This window comes from Streptomyces sp. NPDC058145, assembly GCF_042884245.1.
GTDB lineage: Bacteria > Actinomycetota > Actinomycetes > Streptomycetales > Streptomycetaceae > Streptomyces.
Genome location: NZ_JBHVUH010000006.1, coordinates 282,893 through 295,774 on the forward strand (window position 1 = coordinate 282,893; position 12,882 = coordinate 295,774).

Annotated in this window: 8 protein-coding genes; 2 read left to right on the forward strand and 6 right to left on the reverse strand. The window is 71.2% G+C overall.

Translation table 11 applies throughout. The features are described 5' to 3' along the window. Nucleotides 1-138: 138 nt before the first annotated feature. From rbsD to ACFVVO_RS16045, 5 genes are all read right to left on the reverse strand, one after another. Complete coding sequence (gene rbsD / locus ACFVVO_RS16025) at nt 139-528, reverse strand: D-ribose pyranase (protein WP_390055302.1); 390 nt, start codon at nt 526-528, stop codon at nt 139-141. Further along, nucleotides 525-1,448, reverse strand: a complete 924-nt coding sequence (locus ACFVVO_RS16030) for a ribokinase (RefSeq protein ID WP_390055304.1) — start codon at nt 1,446-1,448, stop codon at nt 525-527. Before ACFVVO_RS16030 ends, rbsD begins: the two co-directional genes overlap by 4 nt. Before the next feature lie 68 nt (nt 1,449-1,516). Continuing rightward, nucleotides 1,517-3,466: a substrate-binding domain-containing protein gene (locus ACFVVO_RS16035; RefSeq protein ID WP_390055306.1), complete on the reverse strand. Its 1,950-nt coding sequence runs from the start codon at nt 3,464-3,466 to the stop codon at nt 1,517-1,519. Further along, nucleotides 3,456-4,976 carry a sugar ABC transporter ATP-binding protein gene (locus ACFVVO_RS16040; protein WP_390055307.1) on the reverse strand — a complete coding sequence of 507 codons (1,521 nt, stop codon included), beginning with the start codon at nt 4,974-4,976 and terminating at the stop codon, nt 3,456-3,458. The genes ACFVVO_RS16035 and ACFVVO_RS16040 overlap by 11 nt, the downstream gene beginning before the upstream one ends. Then, entirely contained in the window at nt 4,973-6,001 is a 1,029-nt protein-coding gene (locus ACFVVO_RS16045) for a LacI family DNA-binding transcriptional regulator (protein ID WP_390055309.1), read from the reverse strand. Before ACFVVO_RS16045 ends, ACFVVO_RS16040 begins: the two co-directional genes overlap by 4 nt. Before the next feature lie 147 nt (nt 6,002-6,148). Between ACFVVO_RS16045 and ACFVVO_RS16050 the strand changes: the two genes are divergently transcribed. Further along, on the forward strand, nt 6,149-8,404 hold the full coding sequence (locus tag ACFVVO_RS16050; RefSeq protein ID WP_390055311.1) for an ATP-dependent RecD-like DNA helicase: 2,256 nt from the start codon (nt 6,149-6,151) through the stop codon (nt 8,402-8,404). A gap of 239 nt (nt 8,405-8,643) precedes the next feature. Beyond that, nucleotides 8,644-9,933 carry a citrate synthase gene (locus tag ACFVVO_RS16055; protein WP_390055312.1) on the forward strand — a complete coding sequence of 430 codons (1,290 nt, stop codon included), beginning with the start codon at nt 8,644-8,646 and terminating at the stop codon, nt 9,931-9,933. Nucleotides 9,934-10,565: 632 nt separating this feature from the next. Here ACFVVO_RS16055 and ACFVVO_RS16060 read toward each other — a convergent pair. Beyond that, the gene (locus ACFVVO_RS16060) at nt 10,566-12,869 is read right to left on the reverse strand and encodes a heavy metal translocating P-type ATPase (protein ID WP_390055314.1); all 2,304 of its coding nucleotides are present in this window, start codon (nt 12,867-12,869) and stop codon (nt 10,566-10,568) included. Nucleotides 12,870-12,882 lie beyond the last annotated feature (13 nt).

The following is a 12,882-nucleotide window of genomic DNA, read 5'->3' on the forward strand; positions in this document are numbered from 1 at the left end:
GGGTGTGGGGGACGGGGGGGGGGGGGTCCCGGGGGTGGTGATGGGGGTGCGGGCCGGGTGGTCACCGCGGGGGGGGGGCGCCGGGCCGCCGCCCCGGCCGCACCCCCTCGAAACCTCCGGGCGCCGCCGCCCGGGGCTTCAGAAGAACACCCCGCACCGCAGCAGCACGTTCGCGTACGGCCGTGCCTCCCCGGTGCGCACCACCAGCCGTGCCCCCGCCGACAACTCCTTCAGCCGCTGGTGCGGCACCAGCGCCAGCCCGGGGAAGTGGCCGTCCAGCAGCGCGCTCGCCGCCGGATTGGCGTCCCGCACCTCCTCGGCGGCCATGGCGCTCTCCACCACCAGCTCGGCCAGCAGCCCGTCCAGGACCTCCGCGAACGAGGGCACACCCGCGCGGAAGGCGAGGTCCACCACGCGCGGTCCGTCCGGTATCGGCATGCCCGCGTCGCACACCAGCACCCCGTCGCCGTGCCCCAGCGCGGCCAGCGCACCGGCCAGATGACGATTGAGAATGCCCGCCCTCTTCACCGGTCACCGCCCCGCGCACCGAGTGCCTCGGCCTCCGCCGCCGTAGGGTACGACTCCTGCGCGCCGCGCCGCGTCACCGCCGCCGCGCCCACCAGGGCCGCGTAGGCCGCCGCCGCCGGCAGTGCGGCACCCGACCCCAGCTTCCAGGCCAGGGCCGCCGTGAACGCGTCGCCCGCGCCGGTGGTGTCCACCGCGTCCACCCGCACCGACGGCACCCGGGTCACGCCGGAGGAGTCGCACACCAGCGCACCGGCCGCGCCGAGCGTCACCACCACCGAGCGCGGGCCCCGGGCCAGCAGCAGGGCTGCCCAGTCCGCCGGTTCACCGCTCGCGCCGTCCCCGCCGAGGAGCACCCGGGCCTCGTGCTCGTTGACGATCAGCGGATCGCAGGCCGCCAGCACCTCCGCGGGCAGCGCTTGCGGCGGGGACGGGTTCAGCACGAAGCGGCTGCCGTCCGCCAGGTTCCGTACGACCTCCACGACCGTCTCCAGCGGGATCTCCAGCTGCGCCGACACCACCCGCGAGGCGCGCAGCAGACCGGCGGCCTTCCGCACGTCCGCCGGGGTGAGCCGGGCGTTGGCGCCGGGCGACACCACGATGCTGTTGTCCCCGGCGGGATCGACGGTGATCAGCGCGACACCGGTCGGCGCCCCGCCCACCAGCACCCCCGCCGTGTCCACCCCGGCCGCCCGCTGCGCGTCCAGCAGCAGCCGGCCGTGGGCGTCGTCGCCGACCCGGGCCAGCAGCGCCGTACGGGCGCCGAGCCGGGCGGCCGCGACCGCCTGGTTGCCGCCCTTGCCGCCCGGATGGACGGCCAGGTCGCCGCCCAGCACCGTCTCGCCGGCGGCCGGCCGCCGCTCGACCCCGATCACCAGGTCGGCGTTGGCCGAGCCCACGACCAGGAGGTCGTAGTCGTACATGGAATTGACTCCCCTGAGAGATGACCGGGGCGGGTGGTCCCCGAGGACCACCCGCCCGCTCGCCGATGTCAGCCGGTGAACCCGGCCACGTTCTCCTTCGTGACCACCTTCACCGGCACCTTGATGGCCGCCCCGACCTTCTTGCCCTGGACCGCCTTCAGCGCGTTGTCGACCGCGATCCGGCCGAGCTGGCTGGGCTGCTGCGCCACGGACGCGTACAGGGTGCCGCTCTCGACCGCCTTCAGTCCGTCCGGGGTGCCGTCGAAGCCGACCACCTGGACCGACCGGCCGGCCTTGGCGCCCAGCGCCTTGATCGCGCCGAGGGCCATCTCGTCGTTGGCGGCGATGACGCCCTGCACGTCGGGGTGGGCCTGCAGCAGGTTCGACATCACGTCGAGCCCCTTGGTGCGGTCGAAGTCGCCCGGCTGCTGGGCCAGGACCTGGATGCCCGGGTAGGACTTCAGCCCCTTGGCGAAGCCCGCCGCCCGCTCACGGGCGGCGGAGGTGCCCGCCTGACCCTGCAGGATGACGATCTTCCCCTTGCCGCCGAGCTTCTCGGCGACCGTCTTCGCGGCCAGTTCACCGCCGGCCACGTTGTCCGAGGCCACCAGGGCGTTCACGGTCGCCTTGTTGACCCCGCGGTCGACGGCGATGACCGGGATCCCGGCCCTGTCGGCGGCCTTCACGGAGTTGCCCGCCGCGTCCGAGTCCACCGGGTTGACGATGATCGCGCCGAGGTTCGAGCTGGTGAAGTTCTGCAGCTGGTTGGCCTGCTGGGAGGCGTCGTTCTGGGCGTCCGTGACCGTCAGGTCCACGCCCAGCTTCTTCGCCTCGGCCTGGGCGCCCGTCCGGATCTGCACGAAGAAGGGGTTGTTGAGGGTGGACAGGGACAGGCCCATCTTCGGGTCCGTGGACGAGGAGGAGCCGTTGTGCAGGAAGGAGGTCGCACCGACGATCGCCACGGTGACGCCCGCGGCGAGCGCGTACGTCCCCGCCTGCCTGCCCTTGCCACCGGGAGAGGCACCGGCCGCGGCCGGTGCCGCCCCCGCCTTGCGGCGCAGCGTGTCGAAGAGCACGGCCAGCGCGATCACGACGCCGATGACGACCTGCTGCCAGAAGGCGGAGACGTTCAGCAGGTTCAGGCCGTTGCGCAGCACCGCCAGGATCAGCGCGCCGATCAGCGTGCCGGACGCCTTGCCGGTGCCGCCCGCGAGCGAGGCGCCGCCGATCACGACCGCGGCGATCGCGTCCAGCTCGTAGCCGTCGGCGGCCTGGGGCTGCGCGGAGGACAGCCGGGAGGCGAGCACGACACCCGCGACGGCGGCGAACACGCCGGACAGGGCGTAGATGGCGAGCTTCTGCTTCTTCACCCGCAGGCCGGACAGCCGCGCGGCCTCCTCGTTGCCGCCGATCGCGTACATCGAGCGGCCGATGTAGGTCCGGCCGAGCACGAGGGCGGCGATCAGGCCCATCACGATCATCACGAGGACCGGCACCGGCAGCCAGCCGCCGAGCGTGTCCCCGAGGTGCGAGACGGAGCCGGGGAAGGGGATCGGGGAGCCCCCGGAGATCACCAGCGACAGACCGCGGGCCACCGAGAGCATGGCGAGCGTCGCGATGAACGGCGGGAGCTTGCCGTACGCGATGAGGAAGCCGTTGACGAGTCCGGCCGCGATGCCGGTCACGACGGCCAGCAGCCCCGCCACGACGACCGGTACGCCGTGCGATGTGGCGGTCCAGGCGAGGACGGTGGCCGACAGGGCCGCCACCGAGCCGACCGACAGGTCGATGCCCGCCGAGACGATGACGAAGGTGACGCCGAAGGCGAGGACGGCGGTCACGGCCGCCTGGACGCCGACGTTGAGCAGGTTGTCCGTGGTCAGGAAGTCACCCGACAGCGCCGACATGGCGATGACGAGGACGATCAGCGCGGTCAGCGCGCCGTTCTCCAGGAGCAGACGGCGTACCGCCGTGGCGCCACCGGCGCCCGTCGTGCTCTTGAGCGTGTCAGTGGCCACGAGCGGCCTCCTTGTCGGTCGTGGGGCTGCTGACGGCGAGTGCCATCACGGAGTCCTGGGTGGCCTCGTCGGCGGACAGTTCGCCCGCGATCCGGCCCTGGGCCATCACCAGCACCCGGTCGCTCATGCCGAGCACCTCGGGCAGATCGCTGGAGATCATGAGTACGGCGGCGCCGGCCGCGGTGAGTTCGTTGATGAGCTGGTAGATCTCGACCTTGGCGCCGACGTCGATGCCGCGCGTCGGCTCGTCGAGGATCAGCACCTTGGTGTTCGCCAGCAGCCACTTGCCGATGACGACCTTCTGCTGGTTGCCGCCGGACAGGGTCCGCACGTGCTGGCCGAGCCCGGCCATCCGCACGCCGAGCTGCCCCGCGATCCTCGCGGCGGCCTCGCGCTGGCTCCTGAGGTCGACGAGCCCCGCGCGCGTGGCGGCGCGCATGGTCACCAGGCCGAGGTTCTCCTCGACCGACTGGTCGAGGACCAGCCCCTGGCCCTTGCGGTCCTCCGGGATCAGTCCGACGCCGGCCGCCAGGGCGGCGTTGACGTCATGACCCTTCAGGGCCGCACCGGCGACCTTCACGGCCCCCTTGTCGTACCGGTCCGCCCCGAACACCGCCCGGACGACCTCGGTACGGCCGGCGCCGACCAGCCCGGCGATGCCGACCACCTCACCGGCGTGCACCTCGAAGCTGACGTCGTGGAAGACGCCGTCCCGGGTCAGGCCCTCGACGCTGAGCAGCGCGCCGCCCCGGTCGGCCCGTTCGCGCGGGTACTGCTGCTCGATGGCGCGGCCCACCATGAGCCGGACGAGCTCGGCCTCCGGCGTGGCGGCCGGGACCCGACCGACGCTCCGGCCGTCCCGGATGACGGTGACCCGGTCGCCCAGGGCGGCGATCTCCTCCAGGTGGTGGGTGATGAAAACGACCCCGACCCCGTCCTCGCGCAGTTGACGCACGATTCGGAAGAGCTTGTCGACCTCCTCGGAGGTGAGCACGGCGGTCGGCTCGTCCATGATCAGCACACGCGCGTCCAGGCTGAGCGCCTTGGCGATCTCGACCATCTGCAGGCGCGCGATGCCCAGTTCACGCACCCGCGCACGGGGGGACACGTTCACGCCGACCCGCTTCAGCAGGACCTCGGCGTCGGCCTCCATCCGCTTCCGGTCGATCATCCCGAACCGGCGCGGCTGCCGGCCGAGGAAGATGTTCTCGGCGACCGTCAGGTCGGGAACGAGGTTGAACTCCTGGTAGATGGTGGCGATCCCGAGGCGCTCGGAGTCCTGCGCACCATGGATGCGCACCTCCTCGCCGCCGACGAGGATCCGCCCGGCGTCGGGCGTGTAGGCACCGGAGAGCATCTTGATCAGCGTGCTCTTGCCCGCGCCGTTCTCACCGAGCAGCACATGCACCTCGCCCCGGCGCAAGGAGAAGTCGACGCCGTCCAGCGCCACCACGCCGGGGAAGGACTTCCGGATGCCCTCGATGCGCAGCAACTCGTCCTGGTCGCTCACGACTTGCTCCTGTTCGTTACGGGGTTCTCGGCGGGGGGCGCGCCGCACGAGCGGCGCACGACGAGACGGGCGGGGAGGGTGACGGACTCGCCGGGCCGTCCCTCGATGCGGTCCACCAGGGCCCGTACGGCGGCCCGGCCCAGCTCGCCCGTGGGCTGGGCGATCGCGGTGACCGGCGGATCGGTGTGCACGAACCAGCGGATGTCGTCGAACGCGGCGAGCGCGATGTCGTCCGGGACGCGCAGCCCGCGCGCGCGGATCGCGTCCAGGGCGCCGAGCGCCATCAGGTTGTCCGCGGCGAAGACCGCCTCGGGCGGCTCCGGCAGGTCGAGGAAGCCCTCGGTGACCCGCCGGCCGCTCTCGGCCTGGAAGTCACCCGCGCCGGTGTAGGCGTCCGGCAGGTCCAGCCCGTACTCGGCCAGGGCGGCCCGGAAGGCCTCGACGCGCTCGCTGCCGGTGGTGGTGGCCGCGGGCCCGGAGATGATCGCGAGCCGCCGGTGCCCGAGCCCGTACAGGTGCGCGACGAGATCCCGTACGGCGCGCTGCCCGTCGGCCCGCACCACGGGCACCTCGACGCCCGGGATCCACCGGTCGACGAAGACCATCGGCGTCCCCGCGCGCGCGGCGTCCAGCATCAGCGGGGAGCCGCCGTCGGTGGGGGAGACCAGCAGACCGTCTATGCGGCGGTCCAGCAGGGTCCGCACATGGTGGTCCTGAAGGTCCGGCCGCTCGTCGGCGTTGCCGATGATCACGCTGTAGCCGCGTGCGCGGGCCTCCTCCTCGACGGAGCGGGCCAGCTCGGTGAAGTACGGGTTCAGTACGTCGCTGATGACCAGGCCGAGGGTGCGGGTCTGGTCGGTGCGCAGGGAACGGGCGACGGCGTTGGGGCGGTAGCCCAGCGCCTCGACGGCGGCCAGCACGCGCGTGCGTGCGTCCGCGCTGACCGACGGGTGCTCGTTCAGGACGCGCGACACCGTGGCGACCGAGACGCCCGCCGCGGCGGCGACGTCCTTGATGCTCGCCATCGCGGGCTCCACCTCCTTGTGGAACTCATGGAATCGATTACATCGACATGCACGAAGGATGGAATCGATTACACGGGCGTAAATCAACCCCTCGCCCGGTTCCTGAGACCGGATCGTGATGTCAGACCCGGCCGGTACCTTCGGGTCATGGCTCAACAGGCGGGGAACCCCACGGGCGAACGGCGGCTCGCCGTGCTCGAAGGCGTGCTGGAGCGGATCACCTACGCCAACGAGGAGAACGGCTACACCGTCGCCCGCGTCGACACCGGCCGAGGCGGCGGGGATCTCCTCACCGTGGTCGGAGCGCTGCTCGGCGCCCAGGTCGGGGAGTCGCTGCGGATGGAGGGCCGCTGGGGCTCGCACCCGCAGTACGGCAAGCAGTTCGTCTGCGAGAACTTCACGACCGTCCTGCCCGCCACCGTCCAGGGCATCCGCCGCTACCTGGGATCCGGGCTGGTCAAGGGCATCGGCCCGGTCTTCGCCGACCGCATCACCCAGCACTTCGGCCTGGAGACCCTCGCGGTCATCGAGGAGGAGCCGAAGCGGCTGATCGAGGTCCCCGGCCTCGGCCCCAAGCGGACGAAGAAGATCGCCGACGCCTGGGAGGAGCAGAAGGCGATCAAGGAGGTCATGCTCTTCCTCCAGACCGTCGAGGTGTCGACGTCCATCGCCGTGCGGATCTACAAGAAGTACGGCGACGCGTCCATCTCGGTCGTGAAGAACCAGCCCTACCGGCTGGCCGCCGACGTCTGGGGCATCGGCTTCCTCACCGCCGACAGGATCGCCCAGTCCGTCGGCATCCCGCACGACAGCCCGGAGCGCGTGAAGGCGGGCCTGCAGTACGCGCTGTCGCAGTCCGCCGACCAGGGGCACTGCTTCCTGCCGGAGGAACGGCTGATCGCGGACGCGGTGAAGCTGCTCCAGGTCGACACCGGCCTGGTCATCGAGTGCCTCGCCGAACTCGCCGGGCCGCCCGAGGAGGGCGAGGAGCCGGGGGTCGTACGGGAGAAGGTGCCCGGTCCCGACGGCGACGCGGAGCCCGTGAACGCCGTCTACCTGGTGCCCTTCCACCGAGCCGAACTCTCCCTCTCGGCCCAGCTGCTGCGGCTGCTGCGCACCCCGGAGGACCGGATGCCCGCCTTCCGGGACGTGGCCTGGGACAAGGCGCTCGGCTGGCTGCAAAGCCGTACCGGCGCCGACCTCGCCCCCGAGCAGGAGGCCGCCGTACGGCTCGCGCTGACCGAGAAGGTCGCCGTGCTCACCGGCGGCCCCGGCTGCGGCAAGTCCTTCACGGTCCGCTCGATCGTGGAGCTGGCCCGCGCCAAGCGCGCCAAGGTGCTGCTCGCCGCGCCCACCGGGCGGGCCGCCAAGCGGCTGGCCGAGCTGACCGGCGCCGAGGCCTGCACGGTCCACCGGCTGCTGGAGCTCAGGCCCGGCGGCGACGCGGCCTACGACCGGGACCGCCCGCTGGACGCCGACCTGGTGGTCGTGGACGAGGCCTCGATGCTGGACCTGCTGCTCGCCAACAAGCTGGTCAAGGCCGTGCCGCCGGGGGCCCACCTGCTCTTCGTCGGCGACGTCGACCAGTTGCCCAGCGTCGGCGCCGGGGAGGTGCTGCGCGATCTGCTCGCCGAGGGCGGCCCGGTGCCGGCGGTGCGGCTCACCCGGGTCTTCCGGCAGGCCCAGCAGTCAGGCGTCGTCACCAACGCGCACCGCATCAACGCCGGACAGCACCCGCTCACCGACGGGCTGAAGGACTTCTTCCTCTTCGTCGAGGACGACACCGAGGAGGCCGGCCGGCTCACCGTGGACGTGGCCGCCCACCGGATCCCGGCCCGGTTCGGCCTGGACCCGCGCCGGGATGTCCAGGTGCTCGCCCCCATGCACCGTGGGCCGGCCGGCGCCGGCACCCTCAACGGCCTGCTCCAGCAGGCCATCACACCGGGCCGGCCCGAGCTGCCGGAGAAGCGGTTCGGCGGCCGGGTCTTCCGTGTCGGCGACAAGGTCACCCAGATCCGCAACAATTACGAGAAGGGGGAGAACGGTGTCTTCAACGGCACCGTGGGCGTGGTCACCTCGCTCGATCCGGTCGACCAGCGTCTGACGGTGCTGACGGACGAGGACGAGGAGGTTCCGTACGACTTCGACGAACTGGACGAACTGGCCCACGCCTACGCGGTGACGATCCACCGGTCGCAGGGCAGCGAGTATCCGGCCGTGGTGATCCCCGTCACCACCGGGGCCTGGATGATGCTCCAGCGGAACCTGCTGTACACGGCGGTGACACGGGCGAAACGGCTGGTGGTGCTCGTCGGTTCACGCAAGGCGATCGGACAGGCGGTGCGCACGGTGTCGGCCGGCCGGCGCTGCACGGCTCTGGACTTCCGGCTCCGCGGTTCCTGAGCGCCTCTGACCAGCGGCTCCGACCCGCATCACAAAAAATGATCGATCAAATGAGTCGTGAAGGTCACAGAGCACTTCCGGTTACCGGTCGGAGCGGGCAGGATGAGCAGGTTGGCGGCACTGAGTGCCGTCGATGGGCCCAATGGTCGACCCCGAGTGCACTCTCCTGAGCCAAATGGGGGATGGTAGAGACAGTCAGGGCACCTCGAAGATGAGGCACTACGTCGGTGAGGGAAGACGTGAGCGACAACTCTGTAGTACTGCGGTACGGCGACGACGAGTACACCTACCCGGTGGTCGACAGCACCGTTGGTGACAAGGGCTTCGACATCGGGAAGCTTCGCGCCCAGACCGGGCTGGTGACTCTGGACAGCGGTTACGGCAACACGGCCGCCTATAAATCCGCCGTCACCTACCTCGACGGCGAGTCGGGCATCCTCCGCTACCGCGGTTACCCCATCGAGCAGCTGGCCGAGCGCTCCACGTTCCTGGAGGTGGCCTACCTGCTGATCAACGGTGAGCTGCCGACCGTTGACGAGCTGACGACGTTCAAGGACGACATCACGCGGCACACCCTGCTGCACGAGGACGTCAAGAACTTCTACAAGGGCTTCCCGCGCGACGCCCACCCGATGGCCATGCTGTCCTCGGTCGTCTCGGCGCTGTCCACCTTCTACCAGGACAGCCACAACCCGTTCGACGAGAAGCAGCGCAACCTCTCCACGATCCGGCTGCTCGCGAAGCTCCCGACCATCGCGGCGTACGCGTACAAGAAGTCGATCGGTCACCCGTTCGTCTACCCGCGCAACGACCTCGGTTACGTGGAGAACTTCCTCCGCATGACCTTCTCGGTCCCCGCGCAGGAGTACGAGCTCGACCCGGTCGTCGTCTCCGCGCTCGACAAGCTGCTGATCCTGCACGCGGACCACGAGCAGAACTGTTCGACGTCCACGGTCCGCCTCGTCGGCTCGTCGCAGGCGAACATGTTCGCGTCGATCTCGGCCGGCATCAACGCCCTGTGGGGCCCGCTGCACGGCGGCGCCAACCAGTCCGTCCTGGAGATGCTCGAGGGCATCCAGGCCAACGGCGGCGACGTCGACTCCTTCATCCGCAAGGTGAAGAACAAGGAGGACGGCGTCCGCCTGATGGGCTTCGGCCACCGGGTGTACAAGTCCTTCGACCCGCGCGCGAAGATCATCAAGGCCGCCGCGCACGACGTGCTGTCCGCCCTCGGCAAGTCCGACGAGCTGCTGGACATCGCACTCAAGCTGGAGGAGCACGCGCTCTCCGACGACTACTTCGTCTCGCGCAACCTCTACCCGAACGTCGACTTCTACACCGGTCTGATCTACCGGGCCATGGGCTTCCCGACCGAGATGTTCACGGTCCTGTTCGCCCTCGGCCGCCTGCCGGGCTGGATCGCCCAGTGGCACGAGATGATCAAGGAGCCGGGCTCCCGCATCGGCCGCCCGCGCCAGATCTACACGGGCGTGGTGGAGCGCGACTTCATTCCGGTCGAGGAGCGCTGAGCACCTGCCGGTCCAGGGGTGCCGATCCGGTGCCCCGCCCGCCGGACAGGGCCTGCCGTCACGGGCGGGCCCTGGATCGACGGTGATGAGCGAGAACAAACGGAAGGCGCCCTGACGCCGGTCCCCCCACGGGCCGACGACCAGGGCGCCTTCCCATGTCCCGGTGCGGATTCCCCCCACGGGATCCGGCCGGGCGCTCGGAGAGGACAGCGCCTGAAATCGCTGTCTGAACACCACGGGCAGAACCCGTCGTGCTCCGGTGACGCGGTGCGATGTGCCGGGACAACGCACGCTGGGAGGGCCGCTCAAAGCTTCCCGGTGTACGTGCCCCGGCAACGCATCTCTGAGGAAGTCCCCCAAGACATCCCCAGATGTCAGTCAGCGCCCCCCAAGACGCTGGTCTGACATCGCCAACTTAGACCTTCGAACCCCTTCGATGGTTACGTTCGCGTCACTGTGATCTGCGTCTCTTGCATTTGTCCTTTAGGTGCGCAAGAGCCCCGATACGACGATCGGGACTCAAGCGTAAGGATGATGCGCGAGCCTTGTGAAGAGCTTATGTGAGGCGCGCGCCCGACTCCAGGGGGGATGCCACTCCAACTGCGGCTAACCGCCGGTAACCCCGGGTGAGTTCAGTGGAAGCCGCGCAGCCGCAGGCTGTTGGTCACCACGAACACCGAGGAGAAGGCCATCGCGGCGCCCGCGATCATCGGGTTCAGCAGACCCGCGGCGGCCAGCGGCAGCGCGGCCACGTTGTAGCCGAAGGCCCACACCAGGTTGCCCTTGATGGTGGTGAGGGTGCGCCGGGAGAGCCGGATCGCGTCCGCGGCCACCCGCAGGTCGCCGCGGACCAGGGTCAGGTCGCCGGCCTCGATCGCCGCGTCCGTGCCGGTGCCCATCGCAAGCCCCAGGTCGGCGGTGGCGAGCGCGGCCGCGTCGTTGACGCCGTCGCCGACCATGGCCACGGTCCGGCCCTCGCCCTGCAGCCGCCGTACGACGTCCACCTTGTCCTCGGGGAGCACCTCGGCGATCACCTCGTCGATGCCGACCGCCCGGGCGACCGACTCGGCGACCGTCCGGTTGTCCCCGGTGAGCAGCACCGGCGTGAGTCCGAGCGCGCGCAGCTCGCGCACCGCCTCGGCGCTGGTCTCCTTCACCGCGTCGGCGACGGCGAGCACTCCGCGGGCCCGGCCGTCCCAGCCGACGGTGACGGCCGTACGCCCGTCCCGCTCGGCCTCCTCCCGGGCGCGGGCCAGCTCCTCGGGCAGCTCGTCGTACAGCCGTCCCACGGCCACCTCACGGCCCGCCACGCGCCCGCGTACGCCCCGGCCGGGGACGCTCTCGAAGTGCTCGACGGCCGGCAGTTCCCACCCGTCGTCCATCACCGCCCTTGCCGGAGAGCGCTGCGCGCTCGCCCCTTTCAACCGTTCCTCGGCGCCCGCGGCGATCGCCCGGGCGACGGGGTGCTCGGAGGCGTGTTCCAGGGCGCCCGCGAGTCGCAGCAGCTCCTTCTCGTCCTCGCCGTCGGCGGCGTACACCCCCTGGAGCGTCATCCGTCCGGTGGTGACCGTGCCGGTCTTGTCCAGGACGACCGTGTCGACGCGACGCGTGGACTCCAGCACCTCGGGGCCCTTGATCAGGATGCCGAGCTGGGCGCCCCGGCCGGTACCGACCATCAGCGCGGTCGGGGTGGCGAGTCCCAGCGCGCAGGGGCAGGCGATGATCAGGACGGCGACGGCGGCGGTGAACGCGGCCACGGTGTCCCCGGTGACGCCCAGCCAGACGCCGAAGGTGCCGAGCGCGATGAGGATGACCACCGGGACGAACACGGCGGAGATCCGGTCGGCGAGCCGCTGTACCTCGGCCTTGCCGTTCTGCGCGTCCTCCACCAGCTTCGCCATCCGGGAGAGCTGGGTGTCGGCGCCGACCCGGGTCGCCTCGACCACCAGCCGGCCGCCCGCGTTGACGGTGGCGCCGGTGACCCGGTCGCCGGGGCCGACGTCCACCGGTACCGACTCGCCGGTCAGCATGGACGCGTCCACCGCGGAGACGCCCTCGGCGACCGTGCCGTCGGTGGCGATCTTCTCACCGGGCCGGACGACGAACCGGTCGCCGACGGCCAGGGAGGCCACCGGGACACGCACCTCGCGCCCCTCGCGCAGTACGGCCACGTCCTTGGCGCCCAACTCCATCAGCGCCTTCAGGGCGGCCCCCGCGCGCCGCTTGGAGCGGGCCTCCAGATAGCGGCCGAGCAGGATCAGCGCCACGACTCCGGAGGCGACCTCGAGATAGATGGTGGAGGAGCCGTCCATGCGCGAGACGGTGAACCGGAACTCGTCGTGCGTGCCGGGCATGCCCGCGTCGCCGAAGAAGAGGGCCCACAGCGACCAGCCGAAGGCGGCCAGGGTGCCGACCGACACGAGCGTGTCCATGGTCGCGGCGCCGTGCCGGAGATTGGTCCAGGCGGCCCGGTGGAAGGGCGCTCCGCCCCAGACCACGACCGGCGCGGCGAGGGTGAGGGAGAGCCACTGCCAGTTGTCGAACTGCAGGGCGGGGACCATCGCGAGCAGGACGACCGGGACGGCGAGCAGTGCGGAGACCAGCAGGCGGTGCCGCAGGGCGCCGAGTTCCGGGTCCTGGCCGGCTGACTCGGGGGTCTCGGCGGCCTGGGGTTCGGGCTCCGGGGACGGGGGTTCCCCGGCGGTGTAGCCGGTCTTCACCACGGTCGCGATCAGGTCGGCGACCTGGACGCTTCCGGCGTAGCTGACCTTCGCCTTCTCGGTCGCGAAGTTCACGGTGGCGCTCACGCCGTCCATGCGGTTGAGCTTCTTCTCCACCCGCGCGGCGCAGGAGGCGCAGGTCATCCCGCCGATGAGCAGCTCGACCTCGGAGGTGTCGCCTATCGCGCTCGCCGGTTTGGCGGTGGTGCTGGTCATGTCCGGACTCCAG

Coding starts and splice junctions, on each gene's coding strand:
- ACFVVO_RS16060 (WP_390055314.1), bottom strand. CDS start 12,869: ATGACCAGCACCACCGCCAAACCGGCGAGCGCGATAGGCGACACCTCC.
- ACFVVO_RS16030 (WP_390055304.1), bottom strand. CDS start 1,448: ATGTACGACTACGACCTCCTGGTCGTGGGCTCGGCCAACGCCGACCTG.
- ACFVVO_RS16050 (WP_390055311.1), top strand. CDS start 6,149: ATGGCTCAACAGGCGGGGAACCCCACGGGCGAACGGCGGCTCGCCGTG.
- ACFVVO_RS16045 (WP_390055309.1), bottom strand. CDS start 6,001: ATGGCGAGCATCAAGGACGTCGCCGCCGCGGCGGGCGTCTCGGTCGCC.